This window comes from Streptomyces sp. NBC_00483, assembly GCF_036013745.1.
Lineage (GTDB): Bacteria > Actinomycetota > Actinomycetes > Streptomycetales > Streptomycetaceae > Streptomyces.
Window position 1 is genome coordinate 6701459 of record NZ_CP107880.1, and the last position, 23681, is coordinate 6725139.

The window sequence follows — 23681 nt, forward strand, 5'->3', positions numbered from 1 at the left end:
CACTTCTCTCACAGGCCCCTTCTCACAGACCGCGCGGGCGCAGCAGGTTCTCGACGATCCCGGCGACCCAGTCCACGAGCAGCGCGAGGACGGCCACGAGCACACTTCCGGTGATCAGGACCAGGTTCCGGCTGGAGTTGATCCCGTTCGAGATCACATCGCCGAGGCCGCCGGCCCCGATGAACGTCGCGAGCGCGACCGTGCCCACCGTGATCACCAGTGCCGTACGGATACCGGCGAGCATCACCGGCACCGCGAGCGGCAGTTCGATCCGCCGCAGCACCTCCCACCGGGTCATGCCCATGCCCTGAGCGGACTCCAGGATCGACGGATCGACCTGCTGGAGGCCCGCGATGGTGTTGCGCAGCACCGGAAGCACCCCGTAGGCGACGAACGCGATCAGCGCGATCTGCGTCACCCCGAGGCTGACGAAGGCCACCGCGAGCAGCACGATCAGGCCGAGCGAGGGCAGCGCCTGCCCGATGCTGGCGATCGCGAGGACCGGCCCGGCGAGGGGGCGGGCCCAGCGGCGGGTGAGCAGCACGCCGAGCGGGATGGCGATCACCAGGATGAAGACCGTGGCGACCGCGGTCAGTTCGAGGTGCGTGAGGGTGCGGCTGAGCAGGTAGTCCGCGTTCAGGCTGCGCAGCTCGATCTGGTCCTTCTCCTGCCCGGAGACGTACCAGGCGAGGAGCGCGAGGACCACGGCGAGGGCGAGCGGGGTGAGGGCGAGGCGCCACAGCGGCGGCAGGACACGGGTGCGTTCGGTGGCCTTCGCTGCGGCCGGGAGCTCGTCGACGAGTGCCTGGGTCACGGCCGGGCCCCCTGCAGCAGACCGGAGCCGCCCTCGGCGTGGATCAGCATCCGCAGGGCGTCCAGGGTGACGACCCCGCGGTAGCGGCCCGCGTCGTCCACGACCGTCAGCGCGGACGCGTTCACGGCGAGCAGCTCGTCGAGCGCGTCGTACAGGCTCGTGCCGGGGCCGAGCGGGGAGATCAGCGGCAGTCGCGCGCCACCGTCCGCGGGCAGCCAGCCGACGGGGCGGCGGTCCTCGTCCAGGACCACCACGGACTCGCGGTCGCTGTCCATGGCCGCGTCCCGCTGGTCCTCGGCGCTCGCCGATTCGGCGACCGTGGGCCACAGCGGTACGTCGACGTTCCCGAGCCGGGTCAGCGAGAGGCGGCGGACGGCCGCGCCCGCGCCGATGAAGTTCGTGACGAACTCGCTGGCGGGCTCGGCGAGGATCTTCTCGGGGGTGTCGTACTGGACGACGTTGCCGTGCTCGGCGAAGACGGCGATCTTGTCGCCCATCTTCACGGCCTCGTCGATGTCGTGGGTGACGAAGACGATCGTCTTGCGCAGCTTCGACTGGATCTTGAGGAACTCGTTCTGCAGCGCCTCGCGGTTGAGCGGGTCGATGGCGCCGAACGGCTCGTCCATCAGCATCACCTGCGGGTCGCCGCCGAGCGCGCGGGCGACGCCGACGCGCTGCTGCTGGCCGCCGGAGAGCTGCTTCGGGTAGCGGCCGCGGTACGTGTCCGGGTCCAGGCCCACCATGTCGAGCAGCTCGTCCACGCGCGCGTGGACGCGCTTCTTGTCCCAGCCGAGCAGGCCGGGCACGGTGGCTATGTTCTGGGCGACCGTCTGGTGCGGGAAGAGCCCGGACTGCTGGATCGCGTAGCCGATGCGGCGGCGCAGCTCGTGCACCGGGATCTTCGTGACGTCCTCGTCGGCCAGGTGGATGCGGCCCGACGTCGGCTCGATCAACCGGTTGATCAGCTTCATCGTGGTGGTCTTGCCGCAGCCGGAGGGCCCGACGAAGACCACGATCTTGCCCTCGGGGATCTCCAACGTCAGGTCGTCCACGGCCGGACGCTCCTGCCCTGCGTAGGACTTGGTCAGCCGGTCGAGCCGGATCATCGGGTGACCCCCTTCGGAGTGGTCAGACGGTTGAGCAGGGCGAAGAGCAGATCGAAGAGCAGCGCGAGGACAACGATGGCGAGCGCGCCCTCGAGGGTCAGATAGACGGCGAACGGGGTGCCCGCGCTGGCGAGGCCGTCGAGGATGAGCTTGCCGAGGCCAGGACCGTTCACGGCGGCGGCGATCGCGGCGATGCCGAGCAGCATCTGCGTCGCGACCCGCAGGCCGGTGAGGACCACGGGCCAGGCCAGCGGAAACTCGATGGTGGCGAGCACCTTGAGGCGCGTCATGCCCATCGCGTTCGCCGACTCGATGACGGCCGGGTCCAACTCGCGCAGACCGACCACCGTGTTACGTATGACGGGGAGCAGCGCGTACAGCGTCAGGGCCACGATCGAGGGGCCCGTGCCCAGGCCGAGCGGCGTGATGAGCAGGCCGAACAGCGCGTACGACGGGATCGTCAGAAGCAGCCCGGCCGCCCCGAGGACGGCGGCGCGCGGCGCCTTCGTCCGGTACGTCAGGATCGCCACCGGCACGCCGATGAGTACCGCGAGGGCCAGCCCTTCGAGGACCAGCAGGATGTGCGCGAGCGTGGCGTCGAGCACGTCGGGCCAGTTGCCCTGGAAGTAGTCGAAGAAGTTCACGCCGGCCTCCCTTGCGGTGCCGGTGGCCTACGGACCGGCCGGGTCGGCCGGTCCACAGAGGGGGCGGGGGAGGTCATCGGTGAACTCCTGTTCAGTTCATAGGTGCGTACGGCGGTTCGCCGCACGGCTGCTGGTGGTGGTTCCGGGCACGACCGGGCACGCCCCGGCCCGGGGCGAAGGAGAGGGGTGGTGTCGAAACCTGAAGGCGCCTACCCAGTCGGGCGGCACTGATGTGCACGGGTTTACGGAACCGCTGGGGCCGTAATTATGGCGAACGTCCTGGTCACCCACGGGTCACCCAGGGGCGCCTGCGAATGATATGGAGGCGTATGCGCAGTTATTTCGTACGTGGGTGCGACCTGTGGGACGCATCGGGACCGGGCCACTGACCACCACGCCGCGGGCGGATACCCTGGAGGGCGACCTGTCCGTAAAGCCACCCGACCTGAGGATTCGCGACCGCCGTGTTCGACACTCTCTCCGATCGCCTCGCAGCGACATTCAAGAACCTCCGCGGCAAGGGGCGCCTCAGCGAGGCGGACATCGACGCCACGGCGCGCGAGATCCGGATCGCCCTCCTTGAAGCCGACGTGGCACTGCCCGTCGTCCGCGCATTCATCAAGCAGGTGAAGGAACGGGCCACCGGCGTCGAGGTCTCCCAGGCGCTGAACCCCGCCCAGCAGGTCATCAAGATCGTCAACGAGGAGCTCGTCGGCATCCTCGGTGGCGAGACCCGCCGGCTGCGCTTCGCCAAGACCGGCCCGACCGTGATCATGCTCGCGGGTCTGCAGGGTGCGGGTAAGACGACCCTCGCGGGCAAGCTCGGCGCCTGGCTCAAGGGCCAGGGCCACTCCCCGCTGCTCGTCGCCTGTGACCTCCAGCGCCCGAACGCCGTGAACCAGCTGAGCGTCGTCGCCGAGCGGGCGGGCGTGGGCATCTACGCGCCGGAGCCGGGCAACGGCGTGGGCGACCCGGTCAAGGTCGCCAAGGACTCCATCGAGCACGCCAAGGCCAAGGTCTACGACGTCGTCGTCGTCGACACCGCGGGCCGCCTCGGCATCGACCAGGAGCTGATGCAGCAGGCCGCGGACATCCGCGACGCCGTCAGCCCGGACGAGGTCCTCTTCGTCGTCGACGCCATGATCGGTCAGGACGCGGTCAACACGGCCGAGGCCTTCCGTGACGGCGTCGGCTTCGACGGCGTGGTGCTCTCCAAGCTCGACGGTGACGCCCGCGGTGGTGCGGCCCTGTCGATCGCGCACGTCACCGGCAAGCAGATCATGTTCGCCTCCAACGGCGAGAAGCTGGACGACTTCGACGCGTTCCACCCGGACCGCATGGCGTCCCGCATCCTCGGCATGGGCGACATGCTCACGCTGATCGAGAAGGCCGAGCAGACCTTCTCGCAGCAAGAGGCCGAGAAGATGGCCTCCAAGCTGGCCTCCAAGAAGGGCCAGGACTTCACGCTCGACGACTTCCTGGCGCAGATGGAGCAGGTCAGGAAGATGGGCTCCATGTCCAAGCTGCTCGGCATGCTGCCGGGCATGGGGCAGATGAAGGACCAGATCGCCAACCTCGACGAGCGCGACGTCGACCGCACGGCCGCGATCATCAAGTCGATGACCCCGGGCGAGCGCCAGGAGCCGACGATCATCAACGGCTCGCGCCGCGCCCGTATCGCCAAGGGCTCCGGTGTCGAGGTCAGCGCGGTCAAGAACCTGGTCGAGCGGTTCTTCGAGGCCCGCAAGATGATGTCCCGCATGGCCCAGGGCGGCGGCATGCCCGGGATGCCGGGCATGCCCGGCTCGGGCGGTGGCCCCGGCAAGCAGAAGAAGCAGCAGAAGAAGGCCAAGGGCAAGCAGCGCTCCGGCAACCCGATGAAGCGCAAGCAGCAGGAGCAGGAGGAGGCCGCCCGGCGTGCGGCCGCCGCCGAGGCGGGCGGCGCGCTCGGCCTGCCGGGCGCGGGCCAGCAGGACCCCAAGGACTTCGAGCTCCCCGACGAGTTCAAGAAGTTCATGGGCTGAGGCCGCGGCTTTTTGATTGCGTAATTTGATTGCGTAAGGGGCGCCCACCATGGTGGGCGCCCCTTACGCATGTCCTTTACGTGGCTACGGAGACATGTCCTTACGCGGCTACGGAGACGGTCAGGCCGCCCGCGCCGCGGCCTCGCGGATCTCCGTGCCGTTGGCAAGGCCCGCCGGATCGAGCCCAAGGGCGGCAGCCGCGGTTGCGCCCACGTCCGCCAGGCTCGACGCGTCCGGCAGCAGCTCCACGCCGGGCGCCCCTGGCCGGTGGATCAGCACCGGCACGTACTCGCGCGTGTGGTACGCGTGGCCGATCGCCGGGTCGTTGCCGTGGTCGCCCGTGACGATCAGCCGGTCGCCGGGCCCGGTCAGCAGGGACAGCAGCGCCGCGAGCCCCGCGTCGACCTGCTCCAGGATGCGGCCGTACCGCTCGACGTCCTGCTGGTGCCCGGCGAGGTCCGACTCCTGGACGTTGGCCACCACCAGCGCGCCGCCGTCCGCCCGCACCGCCTCCAGGGTGTGCGCGAGCACCTCGGCCGTGGCCACGGCGGGCCGTCGCACCGCTGCCTCGCAGGCGAGGATGTCCGCGGCCTTGCCGACGAGCGTCACCGGGATCCCGGCCCGGGCGGCCAGGTCGGGGAGCTGCCGGGTGTGGTCCAGCTCGGCGCCCAGGTGCTGCACCTGGAGCCCGCCGTTGCGGTAGAAACCGGTCGCAGGGGTGTCCAGGCCGACCGTGCCGCCGTCCCCGTCCCGTACGAACTCCGGCAGCGGACCGTCCGCGTGCCCGCCCACCGCGATGACCCGGGCCACGGGCGCGACGGCCCGTACCGTACGGGCGACCGAGAGGATGCCGTCGAAGTCGAGATCGAAGTCGGGGTCGTCCAGGCGGCCCGAGGCGTTCCAGTTGATGCCGGGGTCCGCCTCCAGGTTGTCGTGCACCAGGACCGCGGCGTCGACCACCAACAGGGGCTTGCCGTCGAGGCGTTCCACCCGGTGGCCCGCGTCCGTCAGAGCCCGTGTCACGCCGTCCAGGTGGTCCGCGAGCCGGGCCACCGTCACCCTGCTGAAGTCGGCGCCCATCATCGTCTGGTGCCCGGCGAACGTGTCCGCCCCCGGGTAGCCGAGCGCCGCACGCCCGACCGCGACCGGCAGATGCGTGCGCCGCGCCAGGTCCGGGTGCGGGTGTACGAGGCCGAGGCCGAGCGCGCCGAGCGTCGGCAGCCGCAGCGGTCGGCCGAACGTCTCCCGGCAGCGGTCGAGCACGTGCCCGCAGGTGTCCGCTGTCAGATCACCGGGGCGCAGCGCCCCGGCGTCCGGCATCGCGCCGACCCCGAACCCGTCCACCACCACGATCACGGTCTTGCTCGTCGCGGGCAGCACGGAGCCCTTCTCTTGCTTGTTCATCACAGGGCCCTTCCTTGCGCGTCGTACAGGCCGAGGAGGCGTGGCGCCCCCGCGGCGAGGCCTTCGACGACCGCGACCGTCGAGCGCGTCACGAAGATCTGCGTACGGAACGCCAGCAGCGCCGTGTCGCCGACCCGGACGTCCGCGCCGGGCGCGGGGGCGTCGAGCAGCCGGTAGTAGTCGATGTTCTCGGCGGGCGCGCCCTGGACCCGCAGCCGCTCGCTGGTGCCGGGCAGCAGCGCAGTCTTGATCCCCGAGCGCGGGTAGAAGCCGCCGCCGTACACGGCGGGCCTGCCGTCCGCGAGGGTGTGCGCGACCTCGGTGACGTACACGTAGGCGGGCTTCTCGGGCTGGGTGAGGTCGTGGGCGTGCAGCGGTGTCGTACCGGTCAGGGAGTGGCCGGGTTCGCCGTGCGTGGCGCCGAGTTCGGCCAGCAGCGGGAGCGTCGCCATGGACGTCGCGCTGGGGGCGCTGAGCTTGAGATCCGTGTGGCCGCGCGTGGCCAGCGCCTGGCGCGCCTTGAGGGCGAGTTCGAAGTTCGGCGTGGCGGCCGGTGCGCCGGTGGCCGGGTCGCACAGCACGCACGGGAACGCCGTGACGCCCGCGATCCGCACACCCGGGAGCCGCTCGACCTCCGCCGCGAAGGCATCGAGCCCGGCGAGCGGTACACCGCCCTCCTGACCGGGGTACACCGAACCCGCGGCGCCCTCCAGGCGGATCAACACGTCCTGTACGAAGCCCAGTTCGCGAGCCGCTTCCGATACGGCGCGGGCGTTGGCCAGGTCGTACACGGTCACCGTCTCCGGACGCCAGGCCAGCATCTCGGGCAGGGCGCGGCGCGGGATCTGCACCAGGTGGCCGAGGTTTCCGGCCTGCGCGCCCGCCGCGTGCAGGGTGCGGGCCTCGGGCGGGTCGATGGCGGCGTAGCGGGGGATGTGCCGGGCGATGGCCCTGATCAGCTCGGGGTTGCGGCCGAGCTGCTTGACGACGAACCACAGGCTCAGGCCGAGCCGGTCCGCCTCGGCGGCGAGCAGCGCGGCGTTCGCCTCGATGGCGTCGAGATCCATGACGTACGTGTCCGGGGGGATCTCGCCCCGTCGGTGCAGGTCCGCCGCGGCGTCGGCCAGCTCGGGGTTGCGGGTGAGCAGACTGTCGAGGAACACGGTCGGTCAGTCCTTGCTGGGTTCGTTCGAGGAGCTGAGTTCGTTGGATGAGCCGAGCTCGTCCGAGGAGCTGAGCTCGTTCAATGAGCGGCGGAGGATGTCGACGACGAGGTCGGCGCCCGCGCGCATCGGGTTGATCCGGACCGTCCAGTCGGCGAGCGCGGGCGCGTCGTCGAGGGCCGACCTGGACATGCGGTAGAAGAGCGGCGCGATCTCGTACCGGGAGTTGGAGCCCACCGGGTAGGGCGCCGCCCCGAAGCGCGCGGCCACGTCCGGGAGTTCGCGCGCCACGGGCCGCTCCAGGCGCACCAGCAGGCAGCGGTCCTGCGCGTTGGCGATCCGTACCTCGGCGACGCCCGGCACCTCACCGGCCGCGAGCCGCTCGGCGACCTCGGCGCCCACCCGCGACTGCAACGCCCACATCACCGGTACGTGGGTCAGGGCGCGCAGCGCGTCGAGCGCCTGGTGGCCCTGGACCTGGCCGCCGCCCGAGTAGTTGTCCGCGCGGACGTGCTCGACGAGGTCACGGGCGCCGACGACGGTACCGATGCCTTCCGGGCCGTGCAGCTTGAACAGGGAGAAGCAGGAGGCGTCGGCGCCCAGTTCGACCCCGGAGGCCGGCACCCGCATGACGGCGTAGTTGTCGTCGACGATCGTGCGCACCCCGGCCTCCCGGCAGGCGGCGAGCACCGCGGCGGGGTCGTAGGAGTCGCCGAGCCGCTGCCGCGTGTGCTGCACGTACGCCCAGCGGAACCGTCCGGAGGCCAGCTCGGCGCGCAGCGCGTCGAGGTCGTTGAAGTCGACCTCATGGGTGCGGGCGCCGATGCCGCGCAGCGTGACTTCGGTGGTGCGGTAGACCGGCGCGCGGTGGATGAGCAGCGGATCGCCCGCGCTCACCGCCCCGTTCAGCGCGGCCCGGATGGCGCCCGTGCCCGCGCCCTGGACGAGGGCCGCGTCCTCGGCGCCGAAGAACTCGGCGAGCACGGCCTCCACCTGGGCGGTGGTCCGGGGCCTGCCGAGCCCGGGCACCACGCCCGCGTCGGCGGCGAACAGTTCGGGCCCCTCGAAGTGCGCGGCCGTGCACTCCAGAAGCCGGAACTGCCGGGCGGCGGCGTCCTCGACGGAGACGGTGGCCAGGGGGTGAGTGGTGGGCAGCGACGGGGAATTCACAGGGGTCGACGGGGTATTCACAGGGGTCATCGTCAGATCTCCTCCACGCTCGCGCCGGTCAGGAAGCGCAGCGGATTGCGCCGTGTCATCAGGTCGACGAGGTCGTCGTCCACCCCGGCGGCGCGCAGCCTCGGCAGGAAGGAGCGGAACAGGTGCCCGTAGCCCTGGCCGCCCTCCGTCAGCAGGTAGCCGTGCCGGGAGATGTCGCAGCTGAGCAGGGCCCGGTCGGCGTGCCCGGCCTCGATCAGGCTCAGCAGCAGCCGGAGTCGGGTGCCGTCGCTCTGGTAGCTCTCCTTGCCGACCGTGTCGAACGCGACGTACGCGCCGCTCGCCGCCAGCTCCTTGTGCACGCCCGGGTCGTCGAGCAGGTCCTGGTGACCGATGGATACGCGTTCCGGAAGCAGCCCCTCGGCCGTCAGCAGCTCCAACTGGGCGAGGCCGCCGCGCCCGAGCTGGGCGTGTGTCGCGACGGAGAGCCCGGTGGCGCTCGCGGCCCGCGCGGCGGCCCGCAGCGAGCGGCTCTCGGGCTCGCTCGGCAGGTCGCCGTGGCTGCCGATCTCCCCGAGGACACCGGGTCGGATGCCGGTGTCACCGAAGCCGTCCTCGATCTCGCGCACGAGGGTCCCGGTGAGCCGCTCGACGCTCGCGTCGGCCAGCTCCGGGGTGTGGAACGGCTCGTAGTACCAGCCGGTCGCCGCGACGACCGCGACCCCGCTCTCGCGGGAGAGGGCGGCGAGCGCGCCCGGATCGCGGCCCATGCCGCGACAGGTCAGCTCCACGACGAGCGAGAGATCGAACTCGTCGCGCAGCGCGGCCAGTTCGGCGGCGACCGAGGGGCCGTGCCGCCGCGGATCGAGGACGGCGGCGCCGTCGCCCTTGAGGTCCAGGTCCAGGGCGAGGTGCTCGTGGGCGAGGGCGGGGCCGCGGACGGCTTCGTGGGAAAGGGGGCCCGTGACGGTGTGGAGGGTGGTGGTGTGCATGGTGGGGGTGTCCTCTCCTGTGTGCTGGACCGCTCCTGTGTGCTGGACCGGTGAGTCGGCCTGGGCGCCGGCCCGGTGGTGGCCGGGCGGCGTCGGCCGCGGGCTCACCCCTTGATCGGGGTGAACAGATCCAGCCAGTACAGGATGTTGAGCACGATGCCGCCGACGATCACGGCGGCAGGCGCCGCGGCCATCCGTACGACGGGGCGGCCCATCGCCTCGTTGAGCAGGTAGAGCCCGCCCACGATGAGGATGCCGAGCCCCGCGCCCATCGCGTTCGCGGCCATCAACGAGCCGAACAGGATGGCCAGTTGCAGCGCATCACTGATCGCGCTGCGCAGGTGTTCCGAGGAGTCCCGCACGCTCGGCAGCTTGCCGAGGAACTTGCCGATGTACGACAGGGCGAGCACCTCGACCGCGAAGACGAGCGCGCCGACGACCGCCGCGAGGATCGGGTTCGGCATCAGGTAGCCGATGGGGTAGACGAGCGTGAAGCCCGCGATGCCGTACGCGCCGGAGGCCAGGGCCGTCGTCGCGATCAGCGGGATGAAGCCGAAGACGCGGTAGAAGTCGACCTGCGCGGCCTCGCTGTAGTTCCCCTTGGCAATCAGGAAGCTGGTGGCCTCGCCGCCGCCGAAGACGTGCATCTGCGCCAGGAGACAGATGCCCGCGCCGAGCACCATGAACAGCGGCAGGTACTTGCGCAGTCGGGCCGCGCTCGCGCTGAACAGGGAGGCCATCGGGTCGTCGGCGGGAGCGAGCTCCTCGCCTTCGTCGGCCTCCTCGGTCTTGTTCGCCCGGTCCACCTTGCGCTGCTTGAGGTCCTTGTTGATCGCGAGCCCGATCAGCATCAGGACGCCGACGGCCATGGCGATGGCGCCCGCGAAGACGGTCGGCCACAGCTTCATCGTCATGACGACGAGCGCGAGTTCGACGACGCCCGCGATCCCGCCCCACTTGCGCCCGAACTGCTTGGTGATGGCGAGCACCGGGAACAGCGTGAACAGGAACAGGATCGGCGTCGACATCTCCTGCATCGCGGTCAGGAAGTCGACGGGCAGATCGTGCGCCAGGTTGTTGGCGCCGCTCAGGCCGAAGACGACGACCGCGCCCCAGGCGCCGCCCAGGATCGGGGCGAGCCACTTCTTGGGCGACAGGATGCCGAGGATGTCGGTCGGCAGGAACAGCAGCCACGGGTTGAGGACGCCCGAGGACAGGGCCATCGGGGCGCCGAGCCCGAAGATGAACCCGGCGGAGAGCCCGAAGGAGACCGCCGTGGTGGCGCTGCGGGTGGACCGCCCCTGGATGAAGTCGAGCATGAAGGGGCGTACGCCGTCGTTGAAGACGGCCAGGGCCATGTGCGAGATGAACGCGGTCAGGGCGCACAGGGCGATCACGGTGAGCTGCTGCGCGAGCGTGAAGTCGAGGTTCGCGCCGGCGGCGAGGACTGGGCCGGGGGAGGTGGTCATGGCATGTCCCTGGGCTTACGAGCGGTCGGCGATCGCGCGGGCGATGAGCGGCGCGATCCGGTCGATCTGGTCCATGGAGAAGCCGAACACCTTCTTGCCGTCAGCGAGCAGGGAGTCGACCTCCTCCGCCGTGGGCACGCCGCGGCCGAAGGTGTGGCAGGCGGGCTGCCCCATCAGGCCGACCAGGACGCCGAGGGAGGCCCCGGCCCCGGTGTGACAGGTGCCGAGGAAGTAGTCGGCCTGTCCGGCGCGCAGCTTCATCGCGGCGTCCATGTCGCTGGAGACGGTGACCTCGACTCCGTCGAGCCCCAACTCCTTGATGGTGTTCGCTACTTCGACCTTGCCGACGCCGCCGGTGAGGATCTTCGTCATGGCTGGTTCCCTCTCTCGGGCTCAGTGGGTGGTGTGCTGCCGCGCCAGGACGGCGAGGTGCAGGGCGAGGAAGTTGACCTCGGGCTCCGGCAGGGAGGCGCCGAGTTCGGAGTGGGCGCGTGCGGAGACGCGGTGGGCGCGCTCGACGGCCTCGGGGTGGTCGGCCAGTTCGCCGGCCACCTGCTCGTCCGTGAGGAACTGGTCGATGGGCGCGCCGTCGAGCAGCCGGGTGAGCGCCATCATCAGATGGCTGGTGAGCATGCCGGCGCTCTCCTCCGTGACGGTGTGGCCCGCCTCCTCCAGAGCGGTCAGCTCGGAGGTCACGAAGTCGGCGACCTCGGGCCTGACCTGGCCGCCCTCACGGAACAGCTGGATGCGGAGGGCTAGTTGGTCGTCCATCGGACCTCCAAGCGATACGGGCGAGACAGTAACCGGGATTCTGGATTCTGATCCGAGTCGTGGGTCCCCCACTCGGGACTCGCGACAGGGTGTCGTCGGTACGTGTTGTTGCTACGTGCTGTTGTTACGTGTTGTTGTCGGTACGCATGTCCGCCGTCAGTACGAGGGGATGCGATCGCCTCTCAGTACCTCGGACTGGAGCTGTGCCACCTGCGACAGATCGAGGGCGTCGTGCACCGCGGACAGCGCCTTCGCGCCCTCGGTCCTGCCGATGATCGCCGCACTGGAGTTGCGCAGCGCCAGATCGCGGGTGACCTCGTCGCCCAGAGGCAGTACGTCCACCTCCATGCCGAGCCGGCCCTGCACCTCGTCGAGGTTCCAGACGGTGGCGTCGACCTGGTCCTGTGCGAACAGGTCGCGCAGCTGCATGTAGGAGGACTCGACCCACTGGACGTTCTCGTGCCCCGCGAAGGCGCGCTCCGCCAGCATCCGGTGGTCCTCGGACGTGTGGTCGACGGCGACCCGCAGCCCGGAAGCGTTCAGGTCGGCGCCCTTGCGCACCAGGAATCCGTGCGCACCTACGTAGGTGGCGGGTCCGAGGTCGGCGACGAGCGCCAGGCTGTCCTCGTGCTGCTCGACCAGGCCGTCCGCCGCGAGCCGCGACAGCACGACGAGGTCGACCTTGCCTTCCAGCAGTGCGGAGGTACGGGCGCCCGCGCCACGCATGAAGGTGATGGCGAACGGTGTACCGGCCGCTTCGAAGGCGGCGCGCAGACCCGTCGCGAGACCTTCGTAGCGTCGCGAGTAGGGGAGCGGCATCGCGGCCAGCAGGGTGCCGAGGCCGGAGAGCTGCCACAGGATGGCGCGCTCCGAATGGGTCAGGAAGGTGCCCAGGTGGCCGCGGGCCGTGGTCCCGATGGCGCCGGACTCCTCCAGGAGGCGCAGCGCGGCCTGCACCGTCCCGTTCCCACAGCCCAGCTCCTGGGCCAGGTCCTTCACGCGGGGCAGTCGCGTCTCCGGCTCGTGCCCCATCAGGAGGACCGCGAGCCGTCGCGCCGCAAGACCGTTCCGCGTGAGGAAACGATCGTCGAAACCGTTCACGCCAAAGACAGTAACCAGGATTCTGGATACTGGCAAGGGTGTCGGATCTGTGCGGTTATGGGCCCAAGGTCCGTGGGCCACCCAGCGCTCGACGGCGGCAGGCGGCAGGAAGAGAGGCAGGCGTGGCGAACCCGGTACCCCCGCGCGATCGGACGGATCAGCCCTGGCGTTCCGAGGGCGCTCCGCCCCCTCCGCCCCCGCCGGGACCCAAGCGCAAGATGCCCGGCGGCTGGGGCGGCCTCATCCTGACGGCCCTGATCGTCTACCTCATCGCCAACCTGGTGCTGTCGTTCTTCAACGAGGGCGACGAGCCGACCGTCTCGTACACCGAGTTCAGCAAGCAGGTCGAGGCCGACAACGTCACCAAGATCTACTCCAAGGGCGACGCGATCCAGGGCGAGCTCAAGAAGGAGAAGCCCACCCCCAAGGACAGCGACAGCAAGCGCAAGAACTACACCAAGTTCACGACGCAGCGCCCGGCCTTCGCCGACGACGACCTCTGGGCCAACCTGGAGAAGCACGACGTCACCGTGACGGCCGAACCCGTCGTCCAGGAACGCAGCTTCCTGTCCAACCTGCTCATCTCGCTCGCCCCGATGCTCCTGCTCGTCGTGCTGTGGGTGTTCATCGCGCGGCGCATGAGCCAGGGCATGGGCGGCGGCGCGGGCGGCATGCTCGGCCGCAAGCAGCCGCCCAAGCCGGTCGAGCTCGAACCGGGCAAGAAGCGCACCACGTTCGAGGACGTCGCCGGCATCGACGAGGTCGAGGGCGAGCTCAACGACGTCGTCGACTTCCTCAAGAACCCCGACGACTACCGCACCATGGGCGCCAAGATGCCGCGCGGTGTGCTGCTCGCGGGCCCGCCCGGCACCGGCAAGACGCTGCTCGCGCGCGCGGTGGCAGGCGAGGCCGGGGTGCCGTTCTTCTCCGCGTCCGCCTCGGAGTTCATCGAGATGATCGTCGGCGTCGGCGCCTCACGCGTGCGTGAGCTGTTCGCCGAGGCCCGCAAGGTCGCCCCGTCGATCATCTTCATCGACGAGATCGACACCATCGGCCGGGCCCGCGGCGGTGGCGGCGGCGTGGGCGGTCACGACGAGCGCGAGCAGACCCTGAACCAGATCCTCACGGAGATGGACGGCTTCAGCGGTTCCGAGGGCGTCATCGTCATCGCGGCCACCAACCGCGCGGACGTCCTCGACCCGGCCCTGACCCGCCCCGGCCGCTTCGACCGGATCGTCAACGTCTCGCCGCCCGACCGCGGCGGCCGCGAGTCCATCCTCAAGATCCACACCCGCGACATCCCGCTCGCCCCCGACGTCGACCTCGGCCAGGTCGCCCGTACGACCCCGGGCATGACCGGCGCCGAACTCTCCAACCTCGCCAACGAGGCCGCCCTGCTCGCCGTCAAGCGCAAGCAGAAGCAGGTCAGCCAGTCCGACCTCTCCGAAGCGCTCGAAAAGGTCCAGCTCGGCGCCGAGCGGCCCCTGGTGATGCCCGACGAGGAGCGCCGCCGCACCGCCTTCCACGAGAGCGGCCACGCCCTCCTCGGCATGCTGCAGCCCGGCGCCGACCCCGTCCGCAAGATCACGATCGTGCCGCGCGGCCGCGCCCTCGGCGTCACGCTCTCCACTCCGGACTCCGACAAGTACGCGTACACGGAGGAGTACCTGAGGGGCCGCATCATCGGCGCCCTCGGAGGCATGGCCGCCGAACACGTCGTCTACGGAGTCATCACGACCGGCGCCGAGAACGACCTGGAGCAGGTCACCAACATCGCCCGCGGCATGGTCGCCCGCTGGGGCATGAGCGAGAAGGTCGGCCGCCTGTCCGCTCTTCCGAACGACGCCCAGCAGGCGTACGGGCTGGCCGCCGCCCCCGACACCCTCGACACGATCGACGGCGAAATGCGCCGCATCGTGGACGAGTGCTACACGGAGGCGTGCCAGAAGCTGCGCGACAACCGGGACAAGCTCGACGCGCTGGCCGAGGCGCTCATGGAGAACGAGACGCTGGAGGAGGCCGACGCGTACCGGATCGCCGGCGTCACGCGCTTCACCAAGGACTGAACGGCACGGCCCCCGCAGGAACCCGGCCCGCACGCCTCACGGCGTGCGGGCTATCAAGTACCTGAAGACATTGGGCATCCACACGGTGCCGTCGCCGCGCACATGCGCCTGCAGCGCCTCGGACACCTCCTTGTCGACCTGCGCCAGATCCGTCGCTCCCACGGCGGCGTCGAACAGGCCCGTCGACAGCAACCCGCGCACCGCGCTCTCGGCGTCCGCGTACCCGAAGGGGCACGCCACCCGGCCCGAGCCGTCGGGCCGCAGCCCCGCCCGCTGAGCGACCTCCTCCAGGTCGTCACGGAGCGCCGGGCGCCAACTCCCCGTACTACGTAGCGGGTCGGCGAGTTTTGTGGCCACCCGGAGGACGGACGACGTGGCACAGCGTTCCGGTGGACCCCAGCCGACGAGCACCACGGCGGCGCCCCGGCCCGCCAGCGGGGCCACGCTCTCCAGACGCGCGGAGAGCCCCTCGGAGTCCCCGGCCACACACCCGATCGGATGGAAGTCGGTGATCACGTTGTACGGGGCTCCGCCGGGATCGGCCGCGGTGAGATCGTCGGCGTCGGCCGTCGTGAGCCGGACGTCCGCGGGCTCCCGCGGCCGGTACGCGTCGGGCAGCAGCCGCTCCTCGGCCAGGGCGAGGAGCTCGGGATCCGAGGGCTCGACGCCGGTCACGGCCGCGCCGCGCGACGCCGCCATGAGGAGCGCGAGACCGGAGCCGCAGTCAAGGCCGAGGAGCCGGGTGCCCGAACCGACCTCCAGACGCTGATAGACCGCTTCGTAGAGCGGCACCAGCATCCGTTCCTGTATCTCCGCCCAGTCACGCGCGCGTGCGCACAAGTCCGTCTGCGGCGCGGGCGCCGTGTGAGGGAGGTGCCGTCGCACGAGCGTAGGTGTCATCGAAAGTTCCCCAATCCACCGAGAGATGCCGAGAGTTGTCGCTGTGATGTCTGGCCGTTCGCGTGACGTCCGACCGTGCTCGCGCGCTGCTCGCACTCCCCCCGTATGCCAGAAAACTCCGCAACGTCCGCCGCGTCTAGGGGTTGTTTGGCAGGCGCGGCGACAATGCGCGTGTGCACCGTCGTGCGCCCCCGGGCGGTCATATGACGGGTGCACGCGGGCATCCGGGCGAAAAGGATTCGAGTGCTCCACGGCCCGCGCCGTAGCATCCGCGCCATGGCCAAACCCCGCGTTCTCACGCCCCGGGCGGAAGACTTTCCGCGCTGGTACCAGGACCTGATCGCCAAGGCCGAACTGGCCGACAACGGGCCGGTGCGCGGCACCATGGTCATCCGACCGTACGGCTACGGCCTGTGGGAGCGGATGCAGCGCGAGATGGACGACCGCATCAAGGAGACGGGTGCGCAGAACGCGTACTTCCCGCTCCTGATCCCGCAGTCGTACCTCACCAAGGAGGCCGACCACGTCGAGGGCTTCGCGCCCGAGCTGGCCGTGGTCACGCACGGCGGCGGCAAGGAGCTGGAGGAGCCCGCCGTCGTCCGCCCCACCTCAGAGATGATCATCAACGCCTCCTTCGCCAAGTGGGTGCAGAGCTACCGGGACCTCCCGCTGCTCATCAACCAGTGGGCGAACGTGGTCCGCTGGGAGCTGCGGCCCCGCCTCTTCCTCCGTACGACGGAATTCCTCGGCAGGAGGGCCACACGGCGCACGCGACCTACGAAGAGGCGCGCGACTTCGCGGCGCGCATCCACCGGCACGTCTACGCGGACTTCATGGAGAACGTCCTCGCGATGGACGTCCTCCTGGGCCGCAAGACACCCAAGGAGCGCTTCGCCGGGGCCATCAACACCCTCACCCTCGAAGGGATGATGGGCGACGGCAAGGCCCTCCAGATGGGCACGAGCCACGAGCTCGGCCAGAACTTCGCCAAGGCCTTCAACACGCGCTACCTGTCCAAGGACGGCACGGAAGAGCTCGTCTGGCAGACCTCCTGGGGCTCGACGACCCGCATGATCGGCGCGCTGGTGATGATGCACGGCGACGACAACGGGCTGCGCGTCCCGCCCCGCCTCGCGGCCACCCAGGTGGTCGTCCTCGCCATCAAGGACGACGAGGCGGTGCTCCACAAGGTGCGCGAAATCGGCGACGTACTTAAGAAGACGGGAATCCGTGTCCATGTGGACGACCGCACCGACATCCCCTTCGGGCGACGCGCCGTCGACTGGGAGCTGAAGGGCGTACCCGTACGCGTCGAGGTCGGGCCCCGGGACCTGGAGAACGGCACCGCGATGCTCGCCCGGCGCATCCCCGGCGGCAAGACCCCGGTCGCCCTGGAGGCACTCGTCGCGGTGCTGCCGAAGATCCTGGAGGAGGACCAGGCACTGCTGCTTGCGCAGTCACGGGAGCGGCGGCAGCTGCGGACGACGGATGTGACCACGGTGGCCGAGGCCCTGGAGGCGACCTCCGAGGGCGGCTGGGCGCGCATCCCGTGGGCCACCCTCGGGGAGGCGGGCGAGAACGAGCTCGCCGGGCACGGCGTCTCCGTACGGTGTCTGCTCACTCCCGAAGGGGCGGTGCCGGACGCCGATGACGCGGCCGGTAACGTCGCGGTCGTGGCACGCGCGTACTAGGCGCGCGTAGCCGGAGGGCGCTCGCGAAGGCGTACATGCCACTACGCACCACCTTGTTGTGAGCTGTGCGCCTTCTCCGTACATTTGCGCACCCGCCCTCCTCGGGACGCATCAGTGGGAACTGACTGGTACGTGCAAATTATTTGGGATGCCCCGGAATAGGAACACGGAGGCACCCCGGCTCGTTGTCACGACGTGAGCACGACACCACCTGTTCTCGCCGCAGAGCTGGCAGGGGCGTGGGCCGACATTCAGCGGCACCACCCCGAGCTGCCGGATCTTGCCGCGCCCGAATCCCTGATCGGCGAGTCGTCGTCCGCCTGTGGACGCGAGCTCTCCTTCGAGCGACTCCTCCACGAGGCAGTCCACGGCATCGCAGCCACGCGCGGAATCCGCGACACCTCGCGCGCCGGCCGCTACCACAACCGCAGATTCCTGGCCATCGCCGAGGAGTTGGGCCTCGACCACCCCGAGGAACCCCACCCCAGCAGCGGCTTCTCGCTGGTCACGCTCAACCCGGAGGCGAAGCAGCGCTACCGGCAGACGATCGAGCGGATCCAGCGCGCCCTGAAAGCGCACACCGTGGCGACCGCCGCGGACACCAAGCGAAGCTTCCGCGGCCCCGCCGCGCGGCACGGCTCCTCCGGGGGCGGCGTCCGCGTCAAGGCGGTCTGCGACTGCGGGCGCAACGTCCGTGTCGTGCCGTCGGTGCTCGCGCAGGCCCCGATCATGTGCGGCGGCTGCGGAAAGCCGTTCCGCATCCCGGAGATCGTCGGGGTCGCGGCGGGCTGAGTGTGGCGCTCCTGGTGGGGCTCGGTGGAGCGGCCGAGGAGGATTCGGCTGCTCCGGAGACCTGTGGCACAATGGCTAGCTGTACTCGACAGTCGCATAGGACCCCTCTCTCCTCCGGCTGACGCGTCCATCGGGCACTCGGGTACCGCAACCCCACGCGGCAATCTCGCCGTGCCCACCCACGTCAAGACCAGGAGACACCACTTCCGTGGCAGTCAAGATCAAGCTGAAGCGTCTGGGCAAGATCCGCGCGCCTCACTACCGCATCATCGTCGCCGACTCCCGTACCCGCCGTGACGGCCGGGCCATCGAGGAGATCGGCCTGTACCACCCGGTGCAGAACCCGTCGCGCATCGAGGTCGACTCGGAGCGCGCGCAGTACTGGCTGGGTGTCGGCGCGCAGCCGACCGAGCCGGTCATGGCCATCCTGAAGCTCACCGGTGACTGGCAGAAGCACAAGGGTCTGCCGGCCCCCGCGCCGCTCAAGGTCGCCGAGCCGAAGTCCGCCCGCCCCTCCTTCGAGGCGCTGGCCACCGAGGACGAGCCCAAGGGTGAGGCCATCACTCAGAAGAAGAAGGCTGAGAAGAAGGACGAGGCCGAGGCCCCGTCCGAGTCGACCGAGGCCTGAGCATGCTCGAGGAGGCTCTTGAGCACCTCGTGAAGGGCATCGTCGACAACCCCGACGACGTGCAGGTCGCCTCGCGCAACCTGCGCCGGGGGCGCGTCCTCGAGGTCCGGGTCCACCCCGACGACCTCGGCAAGGTGATCGGCCGCAACGGCCGCACCGCGCGCGCTCTGCGTACTGTCGTGGGTGCCATCGGCGGCCGTGGTGTCCGCGTCGACCTCGTCGACGTCGACCAGGTTCGCTGAGAAAAGTTGAACACCGGCTCGGGCCGGGGAGGGCTTACGAGCCGTCCCCGGCCCGATTCGTTTGATCCGCCTCCGGCGGACTGACAGGAGAGTTTCCGACGTGCAGTTGGTAGTCGGGCGCATCGGTCGCGCCCACGGCATCAAGGGCGAGGTCACCATCGAGGTGCGCACCGACGAGCCCGAGCTGCGGCTCGGCCCCGGCGCGCGACTCGCCACCGACCCGGCCTCCACGGGGCCGCTCACCATCGAGACCGGCCGGGTGCACAGCGGCCGGCTGCTGCTGCGCTTCGAGGGCGTACGGGACCGCACCGGGGCCGAGGCGCTGCGCAACACCCTGCTGATCGCCGAGGTGGACCCCGAGGAACTGCCCGAGGACGAGGACGAGTTCTACGACCACCAGCTCATGGACCTCGACGTCGTCACGGTCGACGGCACCGAGGTCGGCCGGATCACGGAGATCTCGCACCTGCCCTCGCAGGACCTGTTCATCGTGGAGCGGCCCGACGGCAGCGAGGTCATGATCCCGTTCGTCGAGGAGATCGTCACCGAGATCGACCTCGAGGAGCAGAAAGCCGTCATCGACCCGCCGCCCGGCCTGATCGACGACCGCGCCGAGATCGTGTCCTCGCGCGAAGAGGGGGACGAGTCCGCATGAGGCTCGACGTCGTCACGATCTTCCCCGAGTACCTGGAGCCGCTGAACGTCTCCCTCGTCGGCAAGGCACGCGCGCGTGGTCAGCTCGACGTCCATGCGCACGACTTGCGGCAGTGGACCCACGACCGGCACAACACCGTCGACGACACCCCCTACGGCGGCGGCCCCGGCATGGTCATGAAGACCGAGCCGTGGGGGGACTGCCTCGACGACGTGCTCGCCGAAGGGTACGAGAGCGGCGCCCAGGGGCCCGTTCTGGTCGTCCCCACGCCCTCCGGGCGCCCCTTCTCCCAGGAGCTCGCCGTGGAGCTCTCCGAGCGCCCCTGGCTGGTCTTCACGCCCGCGCGCTACGAGGGCATCGACCGCCGCGTCATCGACGAGTACGCGACCCGGATGCCGGTGTACGAGGTCTCCATCGGCGACTACGTCCTCGCGGGCGGAGAGGCCGCCGTGCTCGTGATCACGGAGGCCGTGGCGCGGCTGCTGCCCGGCGTCCTCGGCAACGCCGCATCGCACGAGGACGACTCCTTCGCGCCCGGAGCCATGGCCAACCTCCTGGAGGGGCCCGTCTACACCAAGCCTCCCGAGTGGCGCGGCCGGGACATCCCCGACGTGCTGCTCAGCGGCCATCACAGCAAGATCGCGCGGTGGCGCCGCGACGAAGCGCTGCGCCGCACCACGCGCAACCGGCCCGATCTGATCGAGCGCACCGACCCCAAGGCCTTCGACAAGAAGGACCGCGAAATGCTCTCGATCCTGGGCTGGGGGCCGCGTCCCGACGGACGATTTGGGCCGACGCCCGAGATCGTGGAAGAATAGGCCGCTGCTGTACGTCCAGTCTGCGCCCCTGCCACAGGGGGAACGACGCAAGACCCGACGCGAACAGCTACCGAAACTCATCGCATACCTCCCGCCGATGACCTGTGGCATCGGCGAAGAAAGCAGACGATCATGGCTCACCTTCTCGACTCCGTCGACTCCGCGTCGCTGCGCGACGACGTCCCGGCCTTCCGCCCCGGCGACACCGTCAACGTCCACGTCCGCGTCATCGAGGGCAACCGCTCCCGTGTGCAGCAGTTCAAGGGCGTAGTCATCCGCCGCCAGGGCGCCGGCGTCCGCGAGACCTTCACGGTCCGCAAGGTCTCCTTCTCCGTCGGCGTCGAGCGCACCTTCCCGGTGCACACCCCGATCGTCGAGAAGATCGAGCTCGTCACCAAGGGTGACGTCCGCCGCGCCAAGCTGTACTACCTCCGTGACCTGCGCGGCAAGGCCGCGAAGATCAAGGAGAAGCGCGAGAGCTGAGCCGCTCGGCGCCCCGAGGGGGCGCCGGCGCATCTCGCCTGCGGCGTCCACAGGGCGGCCGGATAGCATCTGGCCTCGATGGACACCGAAGCACAGCATGAGGAGCGCGACCGCTCCTCCGAGCCCCATGAGAACACCTCACAGGGCGAGGAGGACCGGTCGCGCTCCTCTTTGCTTCTCCAGGTGCTCGACTGGCTGCCGGGCGGCCGCATCACTCTGGCCCTGCTGCTGTGCCTGGCCTGCCTGCTGGCCGTCAGCGTCTTTGTGATGCAGCCCTTCCAGATCCCCAGCGGCTCCATGGAGAGCACATTGAGGGTCGGGGACCGCGTTCTCGTAAATAAGTTGGCGTACCGTTTCGGTGCCGAGCCGACCCGCGGCGACGTGGTGGTCTTCGACGGCAGCGGGTACTTCGGGGAGGGCGACTACATCAAGCGCGTCGTGGGCACGGGGGGAGACCGGGTGGTCTGCTGCGACACCAAGGGGAGGATCGAGGTGAACGGGAAGTCCGTGGACGAGCGCTCCGTGCTGCACACCGCGGACGCGCCTTCGGAGGTGCCGTTCAACATCGTGGTTCCCGAAGGCACCCTCTTTCTGCTCGGTGACCATCGCAGCGACTCCCGTGACTCCCGCGACTACTTGGGCGCACCTGGCGGCGGGTTCGTCCCCGTGGACCAGGTGATCGGCAAGGCCGAGTGGATCGCGTGGCCGACCGGACACTGGCACTCCTTGTCCCGTACGGACGTCTACGCGCGTGTGCCCGCCCCCGGCGGCGCCCATGGGTAGGCGGGGCAAGACGCGCAGCCACGGCGGCGACGAGCGGCTGCCCACCGGCAGCCGGCCCACCAGCGGCCCCGAGCACCAGGGGAGGGCCGAGCGGCGCAAGCTCGCCCGCAAGGTGAAGCGCCGCCGAAGGCGCTCCGTGCTCAAGGAGATACCCCTCCTCATAGGCGTGGCCCTGGCCATCGCCCTCGTCCTGAAGACGTTCCTGGTGCAGGCCTTCGTCATCCCGTCGGGCTCCATGGAACAGACGATCAGGATCGGCGACCGGGTCCTGGTCGACAAGCTCACTCCCTGGTTCGGCGCGCAGGTGCAGCGCGGCGACGTCGTCGTCTTCAACGACCCGGGGAAGTGGCTCGAGCAGGAGGCCGGTCAGAAGAAGGAATCCCCGGTCGGCGTGAAGCAGGTCAAGGAAGGCCTGACCTGGATCGGGCTGCTGCCGTCCGACAATGAACGCGACCTCATCAAGCGGGTCGTGGGCGTCGGGGGCGACACTGTGAAGTGCTGCGACAAGCAGGGCCGCGTCACGGTCAACGGGACACCGCTCGAAGAGCGTGCGTACATCCATCCCGGCAACGCCCCCTCGAAGTTCGACTTCTCGGTGAAGGTTCCCAAGGGGCGCCTGTTCGTGATGGGCGACCATCGCGCCAACTCCGCGGATTCCCGCTATCACCTCACCGAGGCCTTCAACGGGACCGTGTCCGAGGAGTCCGTGGTGGGGCGGGCCCGGTTCATCGGGTGGCCGATCGGTCACTGGGCCTCGTTGTCACAGCCTCCGACCTTCGCCGCCGTGGCCGACGCGCAAGGAGACGGGTCGTCCGCGGCCTCAGAAACGTCGCATAGGGTGGCCTCCACGTACGGCGCCGGACCGGGCTCGAAAGCCCCGGATTCGGACGGATTTATCCCCCTCCCGACCCCTGCGGAACTCCCGCTCGTTATGGGAGTGGTGGGCCTGCATCGGATACGGGTCAGGCAGCGGCACGGAGTGAGGAGTGGATGTGGGGGACTTGGCGGTCGGCGCACGGTCAGGGCATGGTCCCGAAGAGGAGCCCGGGCGATCCGACGACGCGGCGGGTCCGGGTCCCGAGGGCCGGACGCCCGAGACGGGTGACGGCTCGACCATGAGCGAGGCGCAGTCGAGCGGCGGGTCGAAGGGCGGATCCAAGAAGCCGCGCTCCTTCTGGAAGGAGCTCCCGCTCCTCATCGGTATCGCGCTCGTCCTTGCGCTCGTGATCAAGACGTTCCTGGTCCAGGCGTTCTCGATCCCTTCGGCGTCGATGGAGAACACGCTGAAGATCGGCGACCGGGTCCTGGTCGACAAGCTCACCCCGTGGTTCGGTTCGGAGCCGGAGCGCGGCGAGGTCATCGTCTTCCACGACCCGGCGAGCTGGCTGGAGGGCGAGCCGACGCCGGAGCCGAACGCGGTGCAGACGCTGCTCAGTTGGGTCGGTCTGATGCCGTCGGCCAACGAGAAGGACCTCATCAAGCGCGTCGTCGGCGTCGGTGGCGACACCGTCGAGTGCAACGGCACGGGCCCGCTCAAGATCAACGGCAAGGCGCTGAACGAGCCCTACGTCTATCCGGGCAACACCCCGTGCAGCGACGACAACGCCGGTGGAACGTTCAAGGTGAAGGTTCCCAAGGGCAAAGTTTGGGTCATGGGTGACCACCGCCAGGACTCCATGGACTCGCGCTACCACCAGAACGACAAGAACAGCGGCTTCGTCCCCGTGGACAACGTCGTGGGCCGCGCCATCGTCGTAGCCTGGCCGCCCACGCACTGGTCGACGCTGCCGGTTCCGGACACCTTCGACCAGTCGGGCATCAACGCCGTGGCGAACGTGGCTCCGGGCGCGCTCGGACTCGCGGGCGCGGCACCGCTGGTGCTGTGGCGCAGGCGCAAGATCAATCAGCGCGTTACCGAGGGGAACACCAGGGTTTCTGCGGCTGGTGGCGCCCGGTAGGGTGCCGTCCCAGATCGCC

The 23681-nt window shown here is 70.0% G+C and carries 23 protein-coding genes and 1 pseudogene; 12 read left to right on the top strand and 12 right to left on the bottom strand.

Going from position 1 to position 23681, the window contains the following annotated elements; genetic code table 11:
• Positions 1-22: 22 nt before the first annotated feature.
• The 3 genes from OHA73_RS30175 to OHA73_RS30185 are packed head-to-tail and all read right to left on the bottom strand — an operon-like array spanning position 23 to position 2564.
• Positions 23-814 carry an ABC transporter permease gene (locus OHA73_RS30175; protein ID WP_266714585.1) on the bottom strand — a complete coding sequence of 264 codons (792 nt, stop codon included), beginning with the start codon at positions 812-814 and terminating at the stop codon, positions 23-25.
• Positions 811-1920: an ABC transporter ATP-binding protein gene (locus OHA73_RS30180; protein WP_266714587.1), complete on the bottom strand. Its 1110-nt coding sequence runs from the start codon at positions 1918-1920 to the stop codon at positions 811-813. Before OHA73_RS30180 ends, OHA73_RS30175 begins: the two co-directional genes overlap by 4 nt.
• Positions 1917-2564, bottom strand: a complete 648-nt coding sequence (locus OHA73_RS30185; RefSeq protein ID WP_266714589.1) for an ABC transporter permease — start codon at positions 2562-2564, stop codon at positions 1917-1919. Before OHA73_RS30185 ends, OHA73_RS30180 begins: the two co-directional genes overlap by 4 nt.
• A 464-nt stretch (positions 2565-3028) precedes the next feature.
• Between OHA73_RS30185 and ffh the strand changes: the two genes are divergently transcribed.
• Positions 3029-4588, top strand: a complete 1560-nt coding sequence (ffh, locus tag OHA73_RS30190) for a signal recognition particle protein (RefSeq protein ID WP_266714591.1) — start codon at positions 3029-3031, stop codon at positions 4586-4588.
• A gap of 120 nt (positions 4589-4708) precedes the next feature.
• On the opposite strand, the gene OHA73_RS30195 is transcribed toward ffh, so the two are convergent.
• From OHA73_RS30195 to yhfZ, 8 genes are all read right to left on the bottom strand, one after another.
• The gene (locus tag OHA73_RS30195) at positions 4709-5992 is read right to left on the bottom strand and encodes a phosphopentomutase (protein WP_327656602.1); all 1284 of its coding nucleotides are present in this window, start codon (positions 5990-5992) and stop codon (positions 4709-4711) included.
• Positions 5992-7155, bottom strand: a complete 1164-nt coding sequence (locus OHA73_RS30200; protein WP_327656603.1) for an alanine racemase — start codon at positions 7153-7155, stop codon at positions 5992-5994. Before OHA73_RS30200 ends, OHA73_RS30195 begins: the two co-directional genes overlap by 1 nt.
• Positions 7156-7161: 6 nt before the next feature.
• The gene (locus tag OHA73_RS30205) at positions 7162-8355 is read right to left on the bottom strand and encodes an aminotransferase class V-fold PLP-dependent enzyme (protein ID WP_327656604.1); all 1194 of its coding nucleotides are present in this window, start codon (positions 8353-8355) and stop codon (positions 7162-7164) included.
• A gap of 2 nt (positions 8356-8357) precedes the next feature.
• A complete protein-coding gene (locus tag OHA73_RS30210) occupies positions 8358-9305 on the bottom strand; it encodes a phosphotriesterase family protein (protein WP_327656605.1) in 948 nt (315 codons plus the stop codon).
• 104 nt (positions 9306-9409) lie between these two features.
• On the bottom strand, positions 9410-10774 hold the full coding sequence (locus tag OHA73_RS30215) for a YhfT family protein (RefSeq protein WP_266714600.1): 1365 nt from the start codon (positions 10772-10774) through the stop codon (positions 9410-9412).
• A gap of 15 nt (positions 10775-10789) precedes the next feature.
• Positions 10790-11146 (bottom strand): DUF2620 domain-containing protein, encoded by a 357-nt coding sequence (locus OHA73_RS30220; protein WP_266714602.1) that lies wholly within the window; start codon positions 11144-11146, stop codon positions 10790-10792.
• 21 nt (positions 11147-11167) lie between these two features.
• A complete protein-coding gene (locus tag OHA73_RS30225) occupies positions 11168-11545 on the bottom strand; it encodes a PRD domain-containing protein (protein WP_327656606.1) in 378 nt (125 codons plus the stop codon).
• Positions 11546-11701: 156 nt separating this feature from the next.
• Positions 11702-12646 (bottom strand): GntR family transcriptional regulator YhfZ, encoded by a 945-nt coding sequence (gene yhfZ / locus OHA73_RS30230; protein WP_266714606.1) that lies wholly within the window; start codon positions 12644-12646, stop codon positions 11702-11704.
• A 122-nt stretch (positions 12647-12768) separates the two neighbouring features.
• On the opposite strand from yhfZ, the gene ftsH reads away from it, so the two are divergent.
• Positions 12769-14712, top strand: a complete 1944-nt coding sequence (gene ftsH, locus OHA73_RS30235; RefSeq protein ID WP_266714608.1) for an ATP-dependent zinc metalloprotease FtsH — start codon at positions 12769-12771, stop codon at positions 14710-14712.
• 36 nt (positions 14713-14748) lie between these two features.
• Here ftsH and OHA73_RS30240 read toward each other — a convergent pair whose 3' ends face one another.
• The gene (locus tag OHA73_RS30240; RefSeq protein WP_266714610.1) at positions 14749-15612 is read right to left on the bottom strand and encodes an SAM-dependent methyltransferase; all 864 of its coding nucleotides are present in this window, start codon (positions 15610-15612) and stop codon (positions 14749-14751) included.
• A gap of 276 nt (positions 15613-15888) precedes the next feature.
• Between OHA73_RS30240 and proS the strand changes: the two are divergent.
• From proS to lepB (OHA73_RS30290), 10 genes and pseudogenes are all read left to right on the top strand, one after another.
• Positions 15889-17303: pseudogene (gene proS / locus OHA73_RS30245) on the top strand (proline--tRNA ligase).
• A 195-nt stretch (positions 17304-17498) separates the two neighbouring features.
• On the top strand, positions 17499-18095 hold the full coding sequence (locus OHA73_RS30250; protein WP_266714614.1) for a hypothetical protein: 597 nt from the start codon (positions 17499-17501) through the stop codon (positions 18093-18095).
• A 208-nt stretch (positions 18096-18303) separates the two neighbouring features.
• Positions 18304-18723: a 30S ribosomal protein S16 gene (rpsP, locus tag OHA73_RS30255; protein WP_266714616.1), complete on the top strand. Its 420-nt coding sequence runs from the start codon at positions 18304-18306 to the stop codon at positions 18721-18723.
• 2 nt (positions 18724-18725) lie between these two features.
• Complete coding sequence (locus tag OHA73_RS30260) at positions 18726-18965, top strand: RNA-binding protein (protein ID WP_014176063.1); 240 nt, start codon at positions 18726-18728, stop codon at positions 18963-18965.
• Positions 18966-19065: 100 nt separating this feature from the next.
• On the top strand, positions 19066-19620 hold the full coding sequence (rimM, locus tag OHA73_RS30265; protein WP_266714618.1) for a ribosome maturation factor RimM: 555 nt from the start codon (positions 19066-19068) through the stop codon (positions 19618-19620).
• Entirely contained in the window at positions 19617-20438 is an 822-nt protein-coding gene (gene trmD, locus OHA73_RS30270) for a tRNA (guanosine(37)-N1)-methyltransferase TrmD (RefSeq protein ID WP_266714620.1), read from the top strand. The genes rimM and trmD overlap by 4 nt, the downstream gene beginning before the upstream one ends.
• Before the next feature lie 132 nt (positions 20439-20570).
• Entirely contained in the window at positions 20571-20921 is a 351-nt protein-coding gene (rplS, locus tag OHA73_RS30275) for a 50S ribosomal protein L19 (protein ID WP_266714622.1), read from the top strand.
• Positions 20922-20999: 78 nt separating this feature from the next.
• Complete coding sequence (gene lepB / locus OHA73_RS30280) at positions 21000-21704, top strand: signal peptidase I (protein ID WP_267069072.1); 705 nt, start codon at positions 21000-21002, stop codon at positions 21702-21704.
• Positions 21697-22809, top strand: a complete 1113-nt coding sequence (gene lepB, locus OHA73_RS30285) for a signal peptidase I (protein ID WP_327656607.1) — start codon at positions 21697-21699, stop codon at positions 22807-22809. The genes lepB (OHA73_RS30280) and lepB (OHA73_RS30285) overlap by 8 nt, the downstream gene beginning before the upstream one ends.
• Positions 22810-22819: 10 nt before the next feature.
• On the top strand, positions 22820-23662 hold the full coding sequence (gene lepB, locus OHA73_RS30290) for a signal peptidase I (RefSeq protein ID WP_371591035.1): 843 nt from the start codon (positions 22820-22822) through the stop codon (positions 23660-23662).
• Positions 23663-23681 lie beyond the last annotated feature (19 nt).